This window comes from Nocardiopsis yanglingensis (genome assembly GCF_045809185.1).
In the GTDB taxonomy this organism is placed as follows: Bacteria; Pseudomonadota; Gammaproteobacteria; order Xanthomonadales; family Xanthomonadaceae; genus Stenotrophomonas; species Stenotrophomonas yanglingensis.
Genome location: NZ_JBJNRH010000004.1, coordinates 240,991 through 261,445 on the forward strand (window position 1 = coordinate 240,991; position 20,455 = coordinate 261,445).

Genomic DNA, 20,455 nt, shown 5'->3' on the forward strand with positions numbered 1-20,455 from the left:
CCTGCGCTGGTTTGTGGTGGGCCCGGCGGGGGGCCGGAACCCGGGTAATTGTCTGCAATTGCCGGCCAGCGGCCGGCACTACCTGCTACATGTCCGGAATCCGACCCTGCCATCACCAGCGCAGCTTGCGCCGTGCCAGCGCTGCGGCCAGCTGTTCCATCACCTGTTGGGCCTGTGCCTGCGGCAGATGGTGCAGGGTGAGCGCCACGTCGCCATGCGCACCGGCAGTATCCAGCTGCAGGCTGCTGGTGCCGAGCAGCTTGTCCAGCGGTGAACGCTGCAGGCGCAGGCCCTGCACCTTGTCCAGTTCGGCCCAGCGCCACCAGCGCTTCCACCAGCCGCCGCGCACCGCCACGTAGTGGTCATCCAGGTACCAGCCCATGCGCGCCATCTGCCGGTTCGCCACCAGCAGGGCGACCGGCAACCAGGCCAATACCACCAGCCCCCATGGGCCCCAGCGCCAGTACGCGGCCGCAGCCAGCAGCGGCACCAGCACCAGCGCGCCCAGGCACAGCCGCCACCAGCCGCGCTGCGGAATGGCGTGCCACTGCAGCGGCGGCCACTGCAACTGTGGCAGCAGGTGCTGCACCAGCTGCTCGCAACGCGTACTTGACGCCAGCGGTGCCAGTTCGCGCAGGGCACGGTCCTCATCGCGCGAGGGCCCGCCAGCGGCGCTGTCGATGCGCAGCTGGCGCAGGCCGAACCAGCGATGCAGGGTGCCTTCGCGCAGCGTCCAGGCCTGGATGCGACGACGCGCCACGCTGCTGCGGGTGCGGCTGAGCAGGCCGGCCGACACGGTCAGGCGGCGTTCCTGCTCACTGAGGGTGAAGCCGTGGTAGCGCAGCAGGGTCAGCACCACCGACAGCGCACGCAGCGCCAGCCAGCCCAGCAACAACGCCGCGGCCAGCAGCAGGAAGGCGCCGGCCACGCCGGGATGCAGGTGGCTTGCATAGCCGAAGGCCTCGCGGCCGCCACGCTGCAGGGCATCGTCCATCACCGGTCGCGGCACGGTCTGGAACAGAACACCGAACGCGGCGATCGCCAGCGCCCAGCCGCGGTTGGAGAGCAGGCCCATGCGCACCACGTCCCAGCTCGACAGTCGCAGCAGCACACGCTCACTGTCGGTGTCGGTGTCGAGCACCTGCCCGGAGGTGACCGCGTCAGCGGCCTGAGGCGCCTGCCCACGCTGGCGCACCAGTCGTTCCAGCGCCAGCGCCTGGTCCAGCTTCAGTACCCGCATCTCGGCTTCCGGACGCACGCCGCCGGCCGATTCCAGGCGCAGCTCGGCCACACCGAACAGGCGGTGCAGCGGGTTCTGCCGCACTTCCACGTTGTGGATGCGGGCGAACGGGATCTCGCGGCGGTTGCGTGCCAGCAGGCCACTGCGCACGGTGATTGCATCGCTGCCGATGCGGTAGCGGTAGCTGAGGTACTGCAGCACCGACACCAGCACCAGCGCTGCGATCGCCGACAGCGGAATCAGCTGCGCCCACATCGGGTCGCGGTCGCCGCGCTGGCCGAACACCAGCAGCGCGACCAGCGGCAGGAAGTAGTGGCGCAGCTGCATCAGCAGCACGAACAACCACGACCACGGGTGCAGGCGATGGTCCTCGCCACCATTGGGCAGCGACGCGGGCAGGGGCGGCGGCTGGCTCACAGGGCGTCGGCGTCCTGGTCGAGCTGATGGGACAGGGTGTCGCGCAGGCGCTCGGCGTCGGCCTCGTCCAGGCCGCTCACGGTCACCGCGCTCATGCGGGTACCGGCGGTGTGCACGATCAGCGTGGCCAGGCCGGCACGGCGTTCCAGCGGGCCGCGACGCAGGTCCAGGTGCTGCACGCGCGAAATGGGGATACGCGTTTCCAGCTGCCACATCAGGTCGCGGCGCAGGCCCAGGCCCTGAGCATCCAGCCGCCAGCGGGTGCGGGTCAAGCGCCGGCGGCCGAGCCAGGCGCCGAAGACGATGCCGATCAGCAGTCCAAGGGCGGCAGTCCACAGGCCGCCGGGCAGATCGAAGAACCAGGCGGCCGCGGCCAGTGGCAGGCCCGGCACGAACAGACCACCGAAAGCGCCTTCCAGTGCAGCGAGACGGGCGGCGCGTTGCGGCAGCGACTGCCAGGCATCGGTGGGCGGGGAGGTCAGGGGAACGTCGGTCACGCGGGCTCCGTCAGGCGGCAGGGCGGGCGATGGCGGCCGAGACCGCACCGCGCAGACGGTAGCAGGTCGGCTGCGTTACTGGGCAGCCTGGATCAGCGCATCCACATCCAGCATGTGGCCTGCGCGATCAGCCTTGGTGCGCAGGTAGTGCTCGTTCTCGGCGGTGATCTCACCGGTGACCGGAATGCAGTCCAGCACCTCGATGCCGGCGTTGCGCAGCCGCTGTGCCTTGGTCGGGTTGTTGCTGAGCAGGGCCACACGCGAAATGCCCAGGCCGTGCAGCATCGCCACCGCGCTGCCGTAGCGGCGCTCGTCGGCACCGAAGCCCAGCTGTGCGTCGGCGTCGATGGTGTCCAGGCCGTCGTGCTGGTAGCCGTAGGCGCGCATTTTGGCGGCGATGCCGGTGCCACGGCCTTCCTGGTCCAGGTACAGCAGCACGCCGCCGCCCAGTTCCTTCAGCTTGCGCAGGCCACGCCGCAGCTGGTCGCCGCAGTCGCACTTGAGCGAGCCGAACAGGTCGCCGGTCAGGCACGAGGAGTGCACGCGCACCGGCACCACGGCCGACAGGTCCGGCTCACCGACGATGATCGCCACCTGGTCGCGCTGGGCCACGCCGCCGCGGAACACCGCGAAGGTGGTCATGCCGACGTCGCGCAGCGGTACCGGCGAACGCGCCACCAGTTCGTAATCGTGGGCCGCATGGGCTGCGCCTTCGGCCAGATCGCACAGGGCCACTTCGGCAGCACCGTCGAAGGTGCGGTCTTCGGCATCCAGGCGCACCGCCACCATGGCCGGCAGCAACAGGCCGAGGCGGGCCAGTTCCACGGCGCCTGCATCGAAGGCGTCACCGGTGCTCCAGCCGTCCGGCATCGGGCCGGGCTCGCGCAGGTAGCCCAGCGAGGGCAGGGCATCGAAGGCAACGCCGGCCAGTGGCAGGCGCGCGCCTTGCGGTGCCTCCACACCAAGCACGCGGGCGCGGGTGGCGGTCAGGAACAGGTAGTGGCGTTCGCACGCGGCGCTGGCGAAGGCGGCGAAGCTGCTGGCGGTGGCGCTGTCCAGCGCGATTACCGCCAGGCGCTGGCCCTGGCCATCGTGGAGCAGGACCGGGCGACCGGCGCGCAGTTCGGCAACCGCGCGTTCGCAGCGGATCGCGGCCGGATCGCCGAACAGGAAAGAAGCAGCAGGCATGGCAGGACCGGGGGAGGCGGACATCGCAGTCTCTATGGGGGCGCCAGCGTCGTATTCAACGTGCTGCGGCCGGCGGTCGCAGGCGGCCGTCAGTGCGGGTGTTCCTCAGTCGCGTACGGGTCTTCCTCGCCGCTGCCCGGTGGCCGCAGCGTATAGCGCTTGTAGGTCCACTGGTACTGCGCCGGGTCCCGGCGGGCGATGCGCTCGATGCCGGCATTGAGGGCGGTAGCGGCCACCTGCGGGTCCGGGTCGGCCACGGCCGGGTCGGTCGGTTCGATGTGCAGGGCGAATTCCATGTCCGGCCCGATGCGCTCGCACCAGCCATACAGCACGGTGGCGCCGGTGCGCTCGGCCAGCCGGTTGACCAGGGTCATGGTCAGCGCCTGCACGCCGAAGAACGGCACGAACACGCCATCGCCAGCCTTGGGCTGCTGGTCGGGCAGGATGCCGGTGGCGCCGCCGTCCTTGAGCACCTTGAACAGTTGGCGCACGGCCGGGCCTTCGGCGCGCACCTGCTGCACGTTCTGGCCGCCCCGCACCAGCTGCAGGAAGGCATCGCTGGCCTCGTCCTCCGGTGGCTTGTAGACGATGGCGATCTGCCCGCGTGAGGCCAGCCACTGGTTCAGCAGCTCCCAGTTGCCGAAGTGCGGCGCGGCCACGATCACGCCCCTGCCGCTGGCCAGGGCTGCGTCGTACAGGGCCTCGCCGTGGCGCTGCTTCAGATGCAGGCGCAGGTTGTCGGCCGGCCTCTGGCTCCACAGACGCAGGGTCTCGATGGCCTGCAGCGCGGTGGAGCGCAGCAGATCGCGGTGGAGGCAATCGCGTGCAGTGCTGTCCAGCTCCGGGTAGGCCAGTTCCAGGTTGCGCCGGGTGACGCGACTCTCACGGGCGTTGAGATTGATCCACGCCCACGCCAGGGCGCGCGCGAATCCCCGCAGCAGCGGCCAGGGCAGGCGGGCGAACAGGGTGGTGGCGCGGTAGACCAGCCGGGCTTTGCGTTGCGGATTCATCGGCGCCAGTTTAGCCAAGGGCGCTGCTATCGTGGCCGGCCCTGTTCATTGGAAGCCCACGATGCTCGTCCTGATCCAGCGTGTCAGCCAGGCCGCGGTCCATGTCGATGATGAGGCGGTGGGGCAGATTGGCCCGGGCCTGCTGGCCCTGGTCGGCATGGAACCGGGCGATACCGAGGCCCAGCTGCGCCGCATGGCCGAGCGACTGCTGGGTTACCGGGTGTTCGCCGACGAGGCCGGGAAGATGAACCGCTCGCTGCGCGACACCGGCGGCGGCCTGCTGCTGGTCAGCCAGTTCACCCTGGCCGCCGACACCCGTTCGGGCATGCGGCCCAGCTTCACCAGCGCCGCGCCGCCGGACGAGGCTGAACGCGGGTTCAATCGATTTGTCGAGATCTGTCGTGAAAATCACGCGCCGGGGGTGGAAACGGGCCGATTTGGTGCCCATATGGTCGTCAGCCTGGTCAATGACGGTCCTGTGACCTTCCTTCTCAGGCCCTAGGCCGCCGGGACCACCGCCCGGCAGGCCGGGCCCCGGGCTGGTATAATGCTACGTTCCCTATTTCTCCCTAGCCGGTGGCGCGAGCACTACATGGCCAACGAACGTCCTGCCCAATCCGAAATCAAGCAACTGATCAGCAAGGGCCTGGAACAGGGCTACCTGACCTACGCCGAAGTCAATGACCATCTGCCGGACGACATGGTCGACCCGGAACAGATCGAAGACATCATCGGCATGATCAACGGCATGGGCATTGATGTCCATGAAGTTGCGCCGGATGTGGAAACCCTGCTTCTCAACGACGGCAACACCGGTAACCGCGAAGTCGATGACACCGCGGCCGAAGAAGCCGCCGCCGCGCTGAGCGCGCTCGACACCGAAGGTGGCCGTACCACCGACCCGGTGCGCATGTACATGCGCGAAATGGGCACCGTCGAGCTGCTGACCCGCGAAGGCGAAATCGCCATCGCCAAGCGCATCGAGGAAGGCCTTTCGCAGGTCCAGGCTGCCCTGGGCCAGTTCCCGGTCTCGGTCGAATCGCTGCTGACCGACTACGAAGCCCACAAGGAAGGCAAGAAGCGCCTGGCCGAAGTGATCGTCGGCTTCAACGACCTGACGGACGAAGCCCCGGCGCCGGCCGCAGCTGCCACTGATGACAGCGACGATGCCGACGCCGATGGCGACGAGGATGAGGACGATGATGTCGAGGGTGGCGAGGAAGAAGCCGCACCGACCGGTCCGGACCCGGAGGAAGTCGCTGCGCGCATGCAGGCGCTGAGCGATGCCTTCAATGCCTTCAAGAAGGCCGCCACCAAGGGCGACAAGAAGAACCTGCCGCGCCTGCGCGAAGAGATGTCGGCGGTGTTCGTCACCCTGAAGCTGCCGCTGCCGCTGACCGATGTGCTGACCAAGCAGCTGCGCGACACCATGGCGTCGATCAAGGCCCACGAGCGCCGCGTGCTGAACCTGGCCACCGTCACCGCCCGCATGCCGCGCAAGGACTTCATCCGTTCCTGGGAAGGCAACCAGACCAACCTGGAGTGGGTGGAAGACGCACTGAAGCGCAAGCAGAAGTGGTCGTCGGCCCTGCGCGAAGTGAAGGACCAGATCATCGCCGAACAGCAGGCGACGATCGACATCGAGAAGCTGACCCAGCTGGACCTGGAAGAGCTGAAGGAAATCAGCCGTGCCATGGCCTACGGTGAAGCCAAGGCGCGCAAGGCCAAGAAGGAAATGGTCGAGGCCAACCTGCGCCTGGTGATCTCGATCGCCAAGAAGTACACCAACCGCGGCCTGCAGTTCCTCGACCTGATCCAGGAAGGCAACATCGGCCTGATGAAGGCCGTGGACAAGTTCGAGTACCGCCGCGGTTACAAGTTCTCGACCTACGCCACCTGGTGGATCCGCCAGGCGATCACCCGCTCGATCGCCGACCAGGCGCGCACCATCCGTATTCCGGTGCACATGATCGAGACGATCAACAAGTTGAACCGCATTTCCCGCCAGATGCTCCAGCAGTACGGCCGCGAGGCTACGCCGGAGGAGCTGGCCAAGGAAATGGACATGCCGGAAGACAAGATCCGCAAGGTGATGAAGATCGCCAAGGAGCCGATCTCGATGGAAACCCCGATCGGCGACGACGAGGATTCCCATCTGGGCGACTTCATCGAGGACACCAACGTGGAGTCCCCGATCGAGAACACCACCAACATCAACTTGTCTGAAACCGTGCGCGACGTGCTGGCCGGCCTCACCCCGAGGGAAGCCAAGGTGCTGCGCATGCGCTTCGGCATCGACATGAACACCGACCACACGCTGGAAGAGGTCGGCAAGCAGTTCGACGTGACCCGCGAGCGCATCCGCCAGATCGAAGCGAAGGCCCTGCGCAAGCTGCGTCACCCGAGCCGCTCGGAGCAGCTGCGCAGCTTCCTGGATATCGATTGATTTCCAGCGGCTGTTGAAGCGTTGAGAGAAACCCCGCCTGGTGCGGGGTTTTTCTTTGATAGTGCCCGGCCATGCCCGTTGGATCTTAACGATGTCGCATCTGCCATTTGAATACCTGCCGCGACGGCCGCACGCTGACCGCGCAGATGCTCAACACATCGCGTAGGCAAGCCGGCCTTCATCGGTGCTGCTGACGCCGTCTGGCGCGGAACTGGCGGCGGCAACCAGAAGGCGCTGGAAGAGGCCAGAAAGACGGTGGCGCTGTTCCAGGCACACCTGCGGCGGCAGGTGTGGTTCGCGGAAGCCGCGGAGAAGTGGTTGGGGCGTGTTGCTGAGGTTCTTGCTGCTACCGGGTAGCCGATCGAGCGCGGCCTCCACTACACTGTGAAGCTGCGCCGGGCCTATAGCTCAACGGTTAGAGCAGGGGACTCATAATCCCTTGGTTTCAGGTTCGAATCCTGATGGGCCCACCAATTAGACGTCTGAGGACGTCCAGATCAGTCCAAAAAAATCCCCGAAAGCGCTGAAATATAAGGCTATCGATGCCACTGGTGTCTCTCCCCTTCCGCTTGCATCCACGAAACAAGTGAGTCAGTGTGTGAGTCACTAGGCGATCCAGTTCTGCCTGACTCACAAACATCTGACTCACATGCTGACTGACACCAAGATTCGTGCACTAAAACCAAGGGGCGCAGCGTATCGGGTCAGGTATGTTTCTCTGGGCATACTTGGTGAGAATGGGCTGATGATCTTCATGGCCTCCAATCCTTCTGCGAAGCTCTATACACCTCTCACTGGGCCCAGGAGAGATTCCCGGTCGTCGTCGATGGACAGGAGCTGATGAACGGGCGGGCAGCCAGTACGCTGTACGGGGTCTGCCATGGAATCAGGGGCGATGATCCGGGATGCCGTGGCGGTCAATCACCAGGACATGGGAAGGAGCAAGATGATCACTCTGTCTGAGGACCCGTGGAAGAACGAGCTTGCGGTTCGTCGAATGGTATCGATCGAGTTGCAGTTCTTTGCCTGGATGCGCCTGGTCGAGGATCGGAAGATCGCGCGCTGCATCGATCTGAAACGGGGTGGCTACCAGCTGTACATGCGTCGCTCCACGTGCTTCTCCCTTCCCGGGATCGGAAGGCGTGTGACAACGTTGGATATTGCGTCAGTGTCCTTGACACCCAAGCTACGCGGAAAGGGCTGGTTCGGTTGCTTCCTGGAGCTGGTCGACCACCTGGTGCCTTGGGACGCGATCTATGTCGAGGCTGTGAGGAATCCACGGCTTGGCCCCTATCTGCTCTCCGTGGGCTTCATTGAGTATGGAGACTGCAGCTACTACCGCCCTACCCGTGCCTGGAGGGAGAGGCATGGATGGAGCGAGCAAGCACGCGCCGATGCCGAAGCGCTGGCGCTGGCATCAAAGCCGATCTCGCTTCTTGAGTCTCTGGATCTTCTTGATCTTGTGCCTTTGAAGCCTGGGGGGTATCGAGCATTCGACACCCCAGGCATGAAAGGGCCGGTAGACGATATGGACAGTGGCGCCAGACCACGCCCATGGTCCATTTCCGGCTGTACAAGCAGCGCCACGCCCAATGCCGGGCGTGGCGCTTGTACTTAGAAGCTGCCGCTGAAGCTGGCGTACAGCGTAGCGTCGCGAGCACGCTTCTGCAGGGTGGTAGAGCTGATGCCGATGTTGCTTTGCAGGCCCCACAGGTTCAGACGCGCACCCAGAACCCCTGTGACGTAGTCCCTGTCGAACTCCAAGCCCGGGACCTTGTCATGCCCGCTTCGGGCATGATCTGCAGCCAGGCGCCGGCCTGCTTGCTGTCTTCAAACTCATGGGAACTGTCATCTACAACCTCGCAATGACCTTCTTCTTTATCCCGCTGACCATTCGGGCGTGCATAAGCCTGAAGAACGACCGTCTGCTGTTGCCGCGCTTCCAGAACAACATCGTGGTCAATCGCATCAAGTTACAGAACGCCATTGGGATCTGGTCACCGATCCTGTTCTGGGTCTTTCACCTTTGCTGGCTGATGTGGAACCTCTTGATCGACGCCTGGCTAGCGTCCAATGCGCATGCCGCGAGGCCGAGAGCCAATGTGCTTTCGCCGTTGCTCTGTAGACGACGCACTACGCTCCCCGGCGATCCTCATCCATCCAGCGTGCTACGTCGCTAGCATTCTCAACGATGACATGTTGCTGTGCAGGCTGGGTAGATACTGTTAGATCTTGCAGATTGAGGTGACGCAAGGTGTAGAACAGCATTGCCTTCCGGCATCGCAGAGTATGGCGACCATCGACCATCCCGTAGTCCCGCATTACCACGGATCGTTGCGCTGAACTGAGTCCGGGGTGTGGGACCAGACTGATGGCAACTTCGGTGTACCAGCCTAGATCCATAGATGGATCTATCGGTGTTGGAGGTTCTACAGCTCCCTCGACAATGAATCTTCCAATAGCGAAATCGCGGAACATGGTGCGTGAGTGGCAGTAGGCTCGCACATGCCAGCGGAGTCCGTCGAAGCCGAGTGCGTGAGGGGACACCACGACTTCGCGCGCACCCTGTTCGTCCATTGATTGGTACGTCCCACGCATGGCAAGCCTGTCTCGCATGGACTGTACCCAGCGGGCAACTTCAGCCGCCTGGATTAGGCGAGAGGGGGTAGAGACCACTCCCGTTGGTGGGGTGTAGCCGATAAAGGACTCATCAGCAGAGATGGCCTCCCGAGCGATGCCGGCTAGCTCGAACAGGTACTGGACCGCAGTGGAGCGACCGTACAACGGGGCGAAGTCGGGAGTTGCCAGATATGTCCTGACTCGTGGGTCGTACCGCATGTTGTGCGGTGCTGAGACCCCATAGTCAGCTAGATCTGTAGATGCCTGAGGAACTGAAATTCCAAAGAAATCAATGAGATCCTTTCTGTTTATGCGGCCTTCGTATTGAAGGCGGAAGTCGATGAAGGCCAAGCGACGTGCTTGGCCCCACCGGACCGCGGCGGGGGGAGGGGGGGTCATGGAGTGGTGCTTCCAGCAAGAGCTGGGGTGAACGCTACCACAGATACAGTTAGTTGACTGTATAAAAAACATGCGTATAGTTGGCATTCGCTATCCAACTTGATTCCAAGTCAACTAGGGGTGGGGGATGAGTCATGAATACGCAGTGCTCGGCGGATTGAACCGTGCGCTGATTGGCAAGCTCGTGATGTGGGTATCCGTGATCCTTTCCGGAGCGGTGAGCGCTGTTGCTGGGCTAGCGGTGGCCATCATCGGCAAAGCTGGCTTCAACATCCCTCCGGTCGTGCTCTGGCCGATCACTGCAGGCCTCATCTACGGTGGTCTCTACTGGCTCTTCGAGGGCCATGTTTGGAAGTTGCCTCGCCTTTCTGCCCTGTTGCGAGTGCCGAACCTGTCAGGCACCTGGACGTGTCGTGGCCAAACGATCAACCAGACGGATAAGACGTTGGGCCCTGAGTGGGAAGCTGAAGTGCTGATCGAACAGAGCTGGGACAAGATCAGGATTAGGTGGAAGACCTCTAGGTCGACATCTATCAGCACCTCGGCTGCTCTCATCTACGAAGGTGCCGACGGCTATCGCGTGCTTTACAGCTATCGCAACCAACCCAGCATCAGCGAACCCGACATGGCGCCTCACCGAGGTTATGCAGAGCTCGCATTCCCCCTCGACGTTCAGTCCGCGAGCGGCGAGTACTTCAACGGACACGGTCGCTACACATACGGAACTCTCAACCTCATCCGATCGGAGAGCAAAGCCTCATGAGCACGGATATCAAGAAGCGCCTGTCGAATCTCAGTGCACGCCGCAGTGGGCACGATCGCGGCATCCGTTCATACGATGCGGCGGTAGCTAGCGCCGAGTTCTCTGATCATGTGATGGAGGCCTATCAAAAGCGTAGCAACCGGGAGCACACGCGCTACGCTCTCGGGGCGATGCAGGAGGTTGAGAAAAGCTACACGCTCAATAGCATCCGGGAGGCTGAGCGGGTGCAGGGGCAGATCCGGCAGCGACTGCTGTCCGAAGATCTGACCTGCAGCTTTAAGCTGCAGGGATCAGTGCCCGGAAACATCCACATCCGTGGTGCTAGTGACGTCGACTTCCTGGTGCTTGAGCCCCGCTTCTATCGCTATGCCGCTTCCGGCGTGCTCGCTCGCCAGGGCTACTACGACAGCCCTTATCCGTATTCTGCAGTGCAGACCTTGGTGGACCTGAGGAAACGACTGGAGAGAATTCTTCGAGACGCCTATCCGGCTGCAGATGTCGACTGCGGAGGGGCGAAGGCAATCACGCTTTGTGGCGGATCGCTTCAGCGGAACGTCGATGTGGTGCCCGCAGTATGGTTTGATACCCCGGAATATCAGGAATCACGTGATGAAGACTTCCGGGGCGTGGAGATATTGGACAAGCATGTTCCTGAGCTGATTGGAAATGCACCCTTCCTACACCTTCGCCGTTTGTCAGAGCGCGATACCGAAACATGGGGTGGACTGAAGAAGGCGATTCGACTTTGTAAGACGCTTAAGGTCGACGCAGTTGATGAGGGCCGGAAAGTTGCGATAACCAGCTATGACGTTGCGTCCGCACTGTGGAGTGCTGATGTCAGCTCCTTGAGGGCCGGAGTAATTCAGGAGCTTTCGATCTTGTCTGCCACGACCCGCTTCTTTGTCTACCTAGTCGGGAACTCGGACCATGCGCGGCGTCTACGGACACCTGACGGCTCCCGTGCGGTCTTCGACAGTCAGGAGAAGATCAACTCAATTGCGATTCTGGCAGATGAGCTCGTCAAGCTTTCGCGAAACGTCAGTCAGGAGCAGGCTCCACTCGGAACCGGAGTCATGCAGTTCAATGATTGGATGAGAATGCTAGAACGTACGCAGATTCCCGCCTATGGGTGAGGGAAGACGCCGCTGTCTATGCGCCCTTGGTTGCCCAACCTAAACAATCAGAATCAGGAGTGAGCATGACATATCAAGTTCTGTGTACCTTCGATCTACAAGCGGCCAGTAGTGCCGACTACAAGAATGCCTACTCCGACCTCGAGAAGATTGGACTAAGGCGTGTTCAAGTAGGCAGCAAGCGCGAGGTGGTTATTCCCACCACTACCGTTCTGGGGGACTTCAATGGGCAGTCGGTGGATTCCGTACGCGATGACATCAGAGAAAAGGTCATCGCGGCATTCACTGCTCGAGGCTTCCAGTCGGAGATCTTCATCGCAGTAGGTAAAGATGGAACTTGGGGGAGCGGAATCACGCGCTGAACTGTGCTGCTTTCATATCCCGCAGTGGCAACTGGGTGGCAGTCAGGGTCTTCCTCTGACTGCCAGTATGCGAGTGGCGTTCCATCTACCACCAATCGAGGATTGCGACCTGGGTGGCTAGAGAGCTCTCAATGCGAGCCACACACCCTGGCTTCGGGTTGATCAAGAAGCGCTTGTGGGCAAGCTCCAGAACTAGAAGGTCTGCACTGTGGTCGGTACATCTCAGCGACGGGGGCGGCCGGTCCCAGTGCGCTTGACCCAGTACGATCGGATCAGTTCGGATGATCGCTGAGCTATGCCGGCATCGACCCGACGTCGCAGCCGGGCTCCGGTGATCACTTCAGCGGCGCCCATGATCACCTCCTGTAGGTCACGGGAGTACACCCAATGCTGACGCCCCGCATTGGCGCCACGTTCGTTCTACGAGCGCAGATGGTCTCCTGGCTGATTTCATCACCGGGTGCGGCGGTGCACGAATGCAATGGCTGCCAATCACTGGTGCCCCGCAAAATGGAGCGGAGTGGATATCAGCTTCCGGAGTTGGAAAAGGGCTCTTATCGAGTCCCAGCGATTCGTCCCCCGGCGCGAGCACTCACTGAACGAGCAAATCACCAAGGAGAGGGCGCATGGGAATCAACGAGGTACGCGAGCTGCTGTCGAGCCGGACTGGTCCGAAGACGTTGAGCTTCGACGGGAGTGCCGGCGGCCCGAATACAGAGGAAATCGTCGCAGCGCTGGCGTATGTTCCGCAGGGTCTTGGACGTGAACTGCTGCAGGCTCTCTGGTGGCCGGAGAGTGGCCAGCGACGGCGCGAGCAACTGCGCCAGGCTGTTGTAGCCCTGGTGGCACCTGAATTCACCCGCCAGATGCACGCGCTGGCGGACGCACGCACCCAGTTTGGTATCGCCAAGGCCAGTATGGGCTGGTGCGGAGGCGTGGTCACGGATGCCCAACGGCGCGAGCTTCGCCGTGCCGAGCAGGCGCTGGAAGATGCACGGGTGGGGGCATGGCCCAATAACACGATGGAGCAGCTTGGGGCTCTGGCCGGAGCGGTGATTGCTGAGATGGCCGGTTCATGCGAGTGCCCGCGGTGCGGTGGCAAGAAGGTTGTCCGCAATGGCGCAGTAGCCGGCGGGGGGAGCTGTGAACACTGCGGCGGAAGTGGCTTCGAGCCGCTCAGTGGCCGGAAGCGCGCAGGCGCGATTGGTGCCGATTGGTCAGCTTACAGCCGGTTCTGGCGGACAGTCTATGAGTGGATGCTTGCCAACTTCCGCGCCGAAGAGTCGCGTGCTGCAAGGCAGTTCAGCAAGGTGCTCACACAGGCTGCTTAGCGATGACTTCCCAGGTCATCGAAAAGAGCGTCAATATTGCCATCATCCAATCTCAAGCCCCGGTCAGCCGGGGCTTTTTCTTTGCCCGCGATCCCATGTCGGATCGGTTCCTACGATCCTTCGAAAGCCGGGGTCGCCAACCATCAGACAGAATGGACAGCGCCTATCAGCAAGGGACTCACAACGTCCACTTGGCGATGACTTCCCAGGTCATCGAAAAGAGCGTCAGTATTGCCATCATCCAATCGCAAGCCCCGGCCCGCCGGGGCTTTTTCTTTGCCCGCGATCCCATGTCGGATCAATGCCTCCGACCCGTCGGGAACGGGGGCGGGCAATCATCAACCGGAAGTCCGGAACTGGCGCCGGAGCCATCGAATGTGATGCTCGCGCGGTACTACGTGCACAGGTTGTTGGGACTGGAATTCGAATCGTCAACGAAGCCGAAGATCACGTGCGCGCCGGTGATTTGGCAGTACGCACATGCTCAGGCGAACGATGGATTGATTCGGTCGCAACCAAATTTGAAGGGCTGCCATGTGCAGCCCTTTTTCGTTTCCAGAGGCGCCGGATTGGCTGGCGTTCTCGGATAAACGCCGAAAGGCATTGAAAAGTGAGCAAGAGAAACATGAGCAAGAAAGCAATCAAGAATGACAAGATCGCCGTGATGGGTCACCGCGACGGCCCGGATCTGCCGATGGACAATTCGGACTGGAGCGTGTCCGGTGACGTGATGTGGGATGCTGGTCGTGCTGTCGGTGCGCGCTTCAATGGATCGCTCGATGGATTCGATGTGAGCGGCGGTGTAAAGAGCGGCGAGGCGACCGTCAACGTCGGTCAGGATCGCTCTCAGCTTTCGCTTCGCTACGCGAACGAGCGTGTCACCGGTTCCGTGAGCTACAACGTAGGCACGGAGCAGGCCAAGATCACCGGCAACTTCGATAGCCGCGGTAACCTGACCGGCTCGGGTGAGCTGCGATTCAAGGACACCACCATCAACTTCTCGCCGAACAGCATCGGAGCATCCTACGACTTCGGCCAAGGCTGGCGTGGCACGCTGACGCGTGAGTTCGGCGGCGGAGTTGGCGTCAACTTCTCCGGTGGCAGCTCGTTCGGTAGCGGCAGCAGCTTCAACCTGAGCCTGGGGGCGACGGGTTCCGGCGGTTCCTGGGGTGTCAACGCGAAGTTCAACCTGGTTGTTCTGACCTCGATGTAACTTCCGAGCCCGGCCGGTTCGCCGGCCGGGTCTGGAGGTGCCTGATCGGCCGTCTGGTGCATGAACCTGCTGTGCGGGTTGTTCATCAAGGCTCGCTACTCGACGTGCAGCGTTGGCCTTCCCTGTGCCGAATGACACATGCCCCGCTGCTTCTGCAGGCAGGAAGATGACGGCATCCCGAAGTGGAGTGATCTGATGCCTCATACGCTCAGTCGTCGCACTTTCCTGGCCAACGCCGCTGCGGTTCCGGCGGTTGCGTTCGTGCCCGCGGGCATTGCTACCGGGAAGACGTATGCTGTCCTTACGGAGAGCTTGATCGAGACGGAGCGGGATGCAGTCCACTCCGCCATGAAAGGCAGCGACATCGGTGCCGCTGCCGTCTGCCTGGTCGAAGGCGGGCAGGTGCGCTGGGCCGAGGGCTTCGGGTACGCATCGGGCCACGGTAGTGCAGCAGTAGACGTCAGCACGATGTTCAGCATCCAGTCCACCTCGAAGAATTTCGCGGCGGTGGCGGTGCTGTTGGCCGTGCAGGACGGCATCCTTGATCTGGACGCGCCCATTACCCGCTATCTGCCGTCGTTCACGGTGCACAGCCGCTTCGAGCATTCACCGCAGGAGCGCATCACGCTGCGCCTGCTGCTTGCCAACCGCGCTGGATTCACGCACGAGGCGCCGCTGGGCAACAACTACGAACCGGCGTCGCCGGGCTTTGATGCGCACGTCCGCAGCATCTCCCAGACATGGCTGCGCTTTCCGGTAGGTACGCGCTACCGCTATTCCAACCTGGGCTTCGACCTTGCAGGCCATGTCCTTGAACAGGCTGCGGGTGTCGGCTACCCGCAGTGGCTGCGGCGTCGGATCTTCGAGCCGCTGGGAATGCACGAAAGTACGGCGGATGCTTCGGTCTATCTGGCAAGCAAGGGCCGCGCACTGGGAACCCAGGAAGGCTTCGTGCAGGTACCGCCGGTGACGCCACTGGTGGTATCCGGTGGCGTCTGGACCAGTGCTGCCGATATGGCCAAGTATCTTGGCTTCATGCTTGCTGGCGGTAAGGCAGGTACGCAGCAACTGCTTGCACCTGATCTCTGGGAGGAGATGCATGGCTTCGGCCTGGGTGGCGACTACGGGCTCGGTGTGATGCGCAGCGAGCGCCGCTACGGCAGCACACCGGTGCGGCTGCTGCACCACCGCGGCGGAGGCTTCGGATTCGGTTGCGTTTTCACTTACTGCCCGCAGGCGCATGTGGGTTTCGCTGCAATGTTCAACCGTGCGACGTCCGCAGGGTATGGCTTCGGCGAGCGTCTGCTTGATCAACTGTTGTCGGCGCGTTTCGGACCACGGCAGCCCCGCGTGCCGGTATCGTCGCTGGCACCGATCCGGTTGAACCAGAGCCAGCTGCGGCGGATGGCGGGAAACTGGATTGGCCGCAGCGCCAAAGCGAAGATTGTGGTTGCCGGAAATGGTGAGCTGCTGCTGCGTCGAGAGGCCAATGAAGCGGGTACCCGGCTTGCGGCCATCGACTGCGATCAACTGTTTACCGAGGGCGCCGATGGAGAGGTTGCGACGTACCGTTACCATGAGGCAACGGACATGCTGCCTGCGCATCTGGAATGTACGAACGGAGAAGATGGCCTGGACCAGAACGACGCCATGGAGATGCCTGCCGGGCCGAATGGCCCCCATTGGCTTCCCTGGCTGGGGCGCTATCGCATCGACCAATGGGGGAAGCCGTCAATGTCCGTTGTGCTGGAACAACGACAGGGCTGGCTGTACATCGATGGCATCCGTCTGGTTGCTGAAGTGGAGCCAGGCCTGTTGTTCACCAGCGATGGCGAAGCCGTGGACTTCCGTGGCCCCCAGCCCACGTGGCGCAACCTGCGCTTGCAGCGCGTCCGCAATGCGGACGCGGGCTGATGCCTGCGTGGCGCTGGGTCATGCGCGCCGCCCCCGGCCATCAATGCTGTAGCGCCCGGCGCCGGTGCAGGCCAGCAGCAGGAAGCCGCCGGCCAGCCCCAGGTTCTTCAGGAACATGATCTGCTGGGTCTGGTCGGCGAAGTTGTGGTGGAAGATGAAGGCGGTGACCAGGCTGAAACCCACCAGCACGACCGACACCAGCCGGGTCTGGAAGCCGAGCAGGATGCACAGTCCGCTGCCGATCTCGAAGGCGATGGTGGGCCAGAGCAGGATGCCGGGCACGCCCATCGCTTCCATGTAGCCCTGGGTGCCGCCGAGATCACCTAGCTTGCCCAGGCCGGAGACCAGGAACAGCGCCATCAGCAGGATGCGTGCAAGCAGGTAAGCGAGCGAATGGGATGAGTGGCTCACGTCGGTGTCCTCGGAGATGGCCGGCGAAGGCGATCGGAGCCCACCGGCAGTGAAGCCTGTGTCTACGCGAGGGGCAAGGCGCCTTGACAGCTGGCCGTCCGCAGGAGACCTTTCTCCCATGACGATTGATATTGAATCGCTCAGCCTTCGGGAGCTGGGCGCCTTGGTGGTTGCCGCTGAACAGCGGAAACAGCTGATTTCCAGCCGCCGTCCGGCCAGTGCGGTACGACGGATGCTGAAATCCGCAGCGGCTGAAGCGGGCTATACCCTCGAAGAGCTGTTCGGCGAAGAGGCCATCGAAGAGGACGCACCGCGCCGGAAGCCGGCACGGCGCAGAACCGGGAAAGTGGCCGCCAAGTACCGCGATCCGGAGTACAAGCGCCTGACCTGGTCCGGCCGCGGGCGCATGCCGCGCTGGTTGGCGTCCAAGGTGCAGAAGGGCCACAAGGTGACCGACTTCCTGATTCCCGGCCTGGCGCGGCCGACGGCGCGCAAGAGCAGCCCGATCGGCAAGCGCACGGTTTTCAAGAAGGATTGAACCTGCCGCGCTGCTACCCTGCCTGGGTCTTTGAACGAAGGAGCACGGGATGGCACACGATGGCAGCATGACGATTCCGCCCAGAATGCTCTACGTCGCGGCAGGCGCTGCGGTGCTGGTCAGCCTGCTGGCCTGGGCGGTGGAATGGAGCGGGATGGCCTATGTCTGCCCGTTCTGCCGCGTGCAGCGCACGGTCATCGGCGTGCTGGGTGTGTTGACGCTGTTCGCGCGACCGGGCGGGCTCATCGTGCCGTGGTTGTCGTACACCGCGGGCGGCTTCGCGTTCGTGGTCGCGGCGATGCAGCACTTCAACGGCTGGAAGCGCATTTCCGCAGGAGATTTCAGCTTCAACGCGCAGTGGTATATCGATCCGTGGCTGCTGTCAGGTTGCGCGATGCTGATCCTGGTGGTGCAGCTGATGCTGGTGCAGGCCGCATCTCGGCGCAGTCTGCACTGAGGGCTGCCCACGGGCGTAGCGTCAGGCGTTCTGGAACACCGCCAGCTGCGCAGCAAACGCACGCTGGTAGGCGGGGCGTTGTGTTGCACGGCCCACATAGGCGACCACCTGCGGGTGCTCGTCGAGGAGGCCGCTGCTCTTCAGGCGCAGCAGTACCGAGACCATCATCAGGTCGCCCACGCTGAAGTCGCCGTCAAGCCACAGGGCTTTGCCCAGCCACGCCGACAGCTGCGCCAGCCGCATACGCACACGCTCATCGAGCATCGGCAGGCGCTGTGCATACCAGGGCTGCTCGCGCTCCAGCACCCAGACCATGGAGCGTTCGACGATGGGCGGCTCCACCGTGTTCAGCGCAGCAAACAGCCACATGATCGCGCGCATGCGCGCATCCGGGTCGGCTGGCAGCAGGCCGGGGTGTTGCTCGGCCAGGTGCAGCACGATCGCACCGGATTCGAACAGGAGCCGGTCGCCCTCCTGCCAGGTGGGAATCTGCCCGAAGGGATTGCGCGCCAGGTGTGCGGGCTGCTTCATCTCGGTGAAGCTGAGCAGCTGCACATCGTAGGGCACGGCCAGTTCCTCCAGCGCCCAGCGTACGCGCATGTCACGGGCCAGGCCCTGGCCGCGGTCCGGGGAAGTGGCGAAGGCGGTGAGAATCGGGCACATCGGGCGGCTCCAGCAGGCCGAAGGAGGGCCTTTCCTGTTCCGACGAACGGGGAGGCGGGAAATCGACAGCGCCCGCTGCGTCGTTCACCCCGCCCGATGCAGTTTCCGGTACTGATCCGGCGTGCACTGCGCGTGCCGCTTGAACATCTCGGCGAAGGCGCTGACGCCGGAGTAGCCCAGCTCTTCGGCGATCCGGCTGATCGGCCGGCGTGTGCACAGTGCTTCGGTGGCGCGCACGAACTTCACCCGTCCACGCCAGTCGCCCAGCGACATGCCCAGCTCGCTGCGTGCCAGGCGCTCCAGCTTGCGCACGCTCATGTGGTGCCGCTGCGCGATCTCGGCAACCGATTCGGCTACCGACAGGTGTTTCTCCATGTACGCCATCACCTGCTTCAGCGCATCGCTGCTGGCGATCGGCAGGAAGCTGGGCAGTACGGCCGCATTGACGATCTGGTCGATCACCACGGTGGCCATGCGCCGTTGGGCCGGCGTCCGCGGATCGGTCACGCCCTGCCGTGCCAGTTCGTGCAGCAGCTCGCGCAGCAGCGGGCTGACTTCCAGTGCACGGCAGCGATCAGGCAACCGGCGTGACAAGGCCGGCGACAGATAGGCCGAGCGATAGGCCAGTTGCGAGCGGTTGCGCGAGTAGTGGGCCATCCCCGGTGGAATCCATATCGCGTAGTGCGGCGGGGACACCATCCACTCGCCGTCGATCTTCATCTCCATCACACCCTGTGCGACAAAGTTGAACTGGCCCCACGGATGGCTGTGCGTCCCCCAGTCGGTGGGTTCCATCGCACCCTGCCGGAAGTAGATCGGGCCAGGCAGTTCGCGGAAGGTGGGGATCGGCTCCATCGGTTGCCGCAAGCCGGGGTCGGTGTGGCGCATTTTCGGGATGTCCTCGATATGCGCCAAGCGTACGCTGGACAATTCCCCACGTACACCCACACGCGTGAACTATCTCTTCCCGATCCTCGCCTGCCTGTTATGGGGCGCGAACACCATTGTCACCAAGCTCGCCTCGGGCTCGGTCGGCCCCATCGACATCGGCTTCTTCCGCTGGCTGATCGCCGCGGTGGTCCTGCTGCCGTTCGCGCTGCCACGTCTGCGCGAAAACCTGCCGACCGTGCGCGCCAATCTCGGACGCTTCCTGGTGCTGGGCTGCCTGGGTGGGGTGATGTACCAGTGCCTGGCCTACTATGCGGCGCACTTCACCTCGGCCACCAACATGGGGGTGATCCAGGCGCTGATTCCGTTGATCGCGCTGGCGCTGTCACGCGTGTTCATGGGCCATCCGGTGCGTGGCACTTCCATTCTTGGCGCGGTGATCTCCACCCTCGGCGTGGTGGCGGTGGTATCGCAGGGCGACCTGGCACGGTTGGCCGCGCAGGGCCTGAACCGCGGCGACGCGATCATGCTGATCGGTGCATTGGCCTTCGCTGCCTACAACGTGCTGATGCAGCGCTGGAAGATTCCGCTGTCGGTGCTGGAGTCGCTGTTCCTGCAGGCCACCGCTGCATCGCTGATCCTGTTGCCCGTGCAGCTGTTGATCGGCACCGGGGTGAACAACCTGACGGCGGTCGGCTGTATCGGTTTTGCCGCCGTGTGCGCCTCGATCCTGGCGCCGCTGACCTGGATGACCGGACTATCGCGGCTGGGAGCCGCACGTGTGTCCGGCTTCTTCAACCTGGTGCCGATCGTGACCGCTGCGCTGGCCGTGCTGCTGTTGGGCGAATCGCTCAGTGGCTGGGTACTGGTCGGCGGTGTGCTCGCGGTGTCTGGCGTGGTGTTCGCCGAGTACAGCGCCCGGCGCGCTGCTGCAGTGCCGAGCGAGCAGCCCGCGTAGGGCTTCGG

At 63.5% G+C, this 20,455-nt stretch carries 23 protein-coding genes and 1 tRNA gene; 15 read left to right on the top strand and 9 right to left on the bottom strand.

Going from position 1 to position 20,455, the window contains the following annotated elements; translation table 11 throughout:
• Nucleotides 1-112: 112 nt before the first annotated feature.
• From ACJ7C5_RS08690 to ACJ7C5_RS08705, 4 genes are all read right to left on the bottom strand, one after another.
• A complete protein-coding gene (locus ACJ7C5_RS08690; protein WP_412703657.1) occupies nt 113-1,657 on the bottom strand; it encodes a PH domain-containing protein in 1,545 nt (514 codons plus the stop codon).
• A complete protein-coding gene (locus ACJ7C5_RS08695; protein WP_088480054.1) occupies nt 1,654-2,154 on the bottom strand; it encodes a PH domain-containing protein in 501 nt (166 codons plus the stop codon). The genes ACJ7C5_RS08690 and ACJ7C5_RS08695 overlap by 4 nt, the downstream gene beginning before the upstream one ends.
• A 75-nt stretch (nt 2,155-2,229) precedes the next feature.
• Nucleotides 2,230-3,342 (bottom strand): GTP cyclohydrolase II RibA, encoded by a 1,113-nt coding sequence (gene ribA / locus ACJ7C5_RS08700; RefSeq protein WP_412703658.1) that lies wholly within the window; start codon nt 3,340-3,342, stop codon nt 2,230-2,232.
• Nucleotides 3,343-3,431: 89 nt separating this feature from the next.
• Nucleotides 3,432-4,352 carry a lauroyl acyltransferase gene (locus ACJ7C5_RS08705; RefSeq protein ID WP_412703659.1) on the bottom strand — a complete coding sequence of 307 codons (921 nt, stop codon included), beginning with the start codon at nt 4,350-4,352 and terminating at the stop codon, nt 3,432-3,434.
• A gap of 61 nt (nt 4,353-4,413) precedes the next feature.
• On the opposite strand from ACJ7C5_RS08705, the gene dtd reads away from it, so the two are divergent.
• The 4 genes from dtd to ACJ7C5_RS08725 all read left to right on the top strand — a co-directional run bounded on the left by dtd (nt 4,414) and on the right by ACJ7C5_RS08725 (nt 8,416).
• Nucleotides 4,414-4,854, top strand: coding sequence for a D-aminoacyl-tRNA deacylase (dtd, locus tag ACJ7C5_RS08710; RefSeq protein WP_049401012.1), 441 nt, complete (start codon nt 4,414-4,416; stop codon nt 4,852-4,854).
• 90 nt (nt 4,855-4,944) lie between these two features.
• On the top strand, nt 4,945-6,798 hold the full coding sequence (gene rpoD / locus ACJ7C5_RS08715; RefSeq protein ID WP_094001096.1) for an RNA polymerase sigma factor RpoD: 1,854 nt from the start codon (nt 4,945-4,947) through the stop codon (nt 6,796-6,798).
• A 397-nt stretch (nt 6,799-7,195) separates the two neighbouring features.
• Nucleotides 7,196-7,271 (top strand) — tRNA-Ile (locus ACJ7C5_RS08720).
• Nucleotides 7,272-7,693: 422 nt separating this feature from the next.
• Complete coding sequence (locus ACJ7C5_RS08725) at nt 7,694-8,416, top strand: hypothetical protein (RefSeq protein ID WP_412703660.1); 723 nt, start codon at nt 7,694-7,696, stop codon at nt 8,414-8,416.
• Here ACJ7C5_RS08725 and ACJ7C5_RS08730 read toward each other — a convergent pair.
• Nucleotides 8,413-8,562: a hypothetical protein gene (locus tag ACJ7C5_RS08730; protein WP_412703661.1), complete on the bottom strand. Its 150-nt coding sequence runs from the start codon at nt 8,560-8,562 to the stop codon at nt 8,413-8,415. The genes ACJ7C5_RS08725 and ACJ7C5_RS08730 overlap by 4 nt on opposite strands.
• A 74-nt stretch (nt 8,563-8,636) precedes the next feature.
• On the opposite strand from ACJ7C5_RS08730, the gene ACJ7C5_RS08735 reads away from it, so the two are divergent.
• The gene (locus tag ACJ7C5_RS08735; protein ID WP_412703691.1) at nt 8,637-8,978 is read left to right on the top strand and encodes a hypothetical protein; all 342 of its coding nucleotides are present in this window, start codon (nt 8,637-8,639) and stop codon (nt 8,976-8,978) included.
• On the opposite strand, the gene ACJ7C5_RS08740 is transcribed toward ACJ7C5_RS08735, so the two are convergent.
• Nucleotides 8,932-9,903 (bottom strand): BrxR family helix-turn-helix transcriptional regulator, encoded by a 972-nt coding sequence (locus tag ACJ7C5_RS08740; protein ID WP_412703662.1) that lies wholly within the window; start codon nt 9,901-9,903, stop codon nt 8,932-8,934. The two genes, ACJ7C5_RS08735 and ACJ7C5_RS08740, sit on opposite strands and share 47 nt — an antisense overlap.
• 40 nt (nt 9,904-9,943) lie before the next feature.
• On the opposite strand from ACJ7C5_RS08740, the gene ACJ7C5_RS08745 reads away from it, so the two are divergent.
• From ACJ7C5_RS08745 to ACJ7C5_RS08775, 7 genes are all read left to right on the top strand, one after another.
• Nucleotides 9,944-10,579: a Cap15 family cyclic dinucleotide receptor domain-containing protein gene (locus tag ACJ7C5_RS08745; protein WP_412703663.1), complete on the top strand. Its 636-nt coding sequence runs from the start codon at nt 9,944-9,946 to the stop codon at nt 10,577-10,579.
• Nucleotides 10,576-11,712 (top strand): nucleotidyltransferase family protein, encoded by a 1,137-nt coding sequence (locus tag ACJ7C5_RS08750; RefSeq protein ID WP_412703664.1) that lies wholly within the window; start codon nt 10,576-10,578, stop codon nt 11,710-11,712. The genes ACJ7C5_RS08745 and ACJ7C5_RS08750 overlap by 4 nt, the downstream gene beginning before the upstream one ends.
• A gap of 65 nt (nt 11,713-11,777) precedes the next feature.
• Nucleotides 11,778-12,074 carry a hypothetical protein gene (locus tag ACJ7C5_RS08755; RefSeq protein ID WP_412703665.1) on the top strand — a complete coding sequence of 99 codons (297 nt, stop codon included), beginning with the start codon at nt 11,778-11,780 and terminating at the stop codon, nt 12,072-12,074.
• A 626-nt stretch (nt 12,075-12,700) separates the two neighbouring features.
• Nucleotides 12,701-13,405 carry a hypothetical protein gene (locus ACJ7C5_RS08760; RefSeq protein WP_412703666.1) on the top strand — a complete coding sequence of 235 codons (705 nt, stop codon included), beginning with the start codon at nt 12,701-12,703 and terminating at the stop codon, nt 13,403-13,405.
• A gap of 2 nt (nt 13,406-13,407) precedes the next feature.
• Nucleotides 13,408-13,995 carry a hypothetical protein gene (locus ACJ7C5_RS08765; RefSeq protein WP_412703667.1) on the top strand — a complete coding sequence of 196 codons (588 nt, stop codon included), beginning with the start codon at nt 13,408-13,410 and terminating at the stop codon, nt 13,993-13,995.
• Nucleotides 13,996-14,030: 35 nt separating this feature from the next.
• Entirely contained in the window at nt 14,031-14,618 is a 588-nt protein-coding gene (locus ACJ7C5_RS08770; RefSeq protein ID WP_412703668.1) for a hypothetical protein, read from the top strand.
• 195 nt (nt 14,619-14,813) lie between these two features.
• A complete protein-coding gene (locus ACJ7C5_RS08775; protein ID WP_412703669.1) occupies nt 14,814-16,532 on the top strand; it encodes a serine hydrolase domain-containing protein in 1,719 nt (572 codons plus the stop codon).
• 18 nt (nt 16,533-16,550) lie between these two features.
• Here the strand turns inward: ACJ7C5_RS08775 and ACJ7C5_RS08780 are convergent, their stop codons facing one another.
• Complete coding sequence (locus ACJ7C5_RS08780) at nt 16,551-16,943, bottom strand: DoxX family protein (RefSeq protein ID WP_094001086.1); 393 nt, start codon at nt 16,941-16,943, stop codon at nt 16,551-16,553.
• A 118-nt stretch (nt 16,944-17,061) separates the two neighbouring features.
• Here ACJ7C5_RS08780 and ACJ7C5_RS08785 point away from each other — a divergent pair, with 118 nt between their 5' ends.
• Nucleotides 17,062-17,481, top strand: coding sequence for an H-NS histone family protein (locus ACJ7C5_RS08785; RefSeq protein WP_088027349.1), 420 nt, complete (start codon nt 17,062-17,064; stop codon nt 17,479-17,481).
• Between the two features lie 67 nt (nt 17,482-17,548).
• Entirely contained in the window at nt 17,549-17,938 is a 390-nt protein-coding gene (locus ACJ7C5_RS08790; RefSeq protein ID WP_412703670.1) for a hypothetical protein, read from the top strand.
• Nucleotides 17,939-17,959: 21 nt separating this feature from the next.
• Here the strand turns inward: ACJ7C5_RS08790 and ACJ7C5_RS08795 are convergent, their stop codons facing one another.
• Both ACJ7C5_RS08795 and ACJ7C5_RS08800 read right to left on the bottom strand, forming a co-directional pair.
• Nucleotides 17,960-18,601: a glutathione S-transferase family protein gene (locus ACJ7C5_RS08795; protein WP_412703671.1), complete on the bottom strand. Its 642-nt coding sequence runs from the start codon at nt 18,599-18,601 to the stop codon at nt 17,960-17,962.
• Between the two features lie 84 nt (nt 18,602-18,685).
• Nucleotides 18,686-19,489 (bottom strand): AraC family transcriptional regulator, encoded by an 804-nt coding sequence (locus ACJ7C5_RS08800; protein ID WP_412703672.1) that lies wholly within the window; start codon nt 19,487-19,489, stop codon nt 18,686-18,688.
• Nucleotides 19,490-19,553: 64 nt separating this feature from the next.
• Between ACJ7C5_RS08800 and ACJ7C5_RS08805 the strand changes: the two genes are divergently transcribed.
• Complete coding sequence (locus tag ACJ7C5_RS08805; protein WP_412703673.1) at nt 19,554-20,447, top strand: DMT family transporter; 894 nt, start codon at nt 19,554-19,556, stop codon at nt 20,445-20,447.
• Nucleotides 20,448-20,455: the final 8 nt, after the last annotated feature.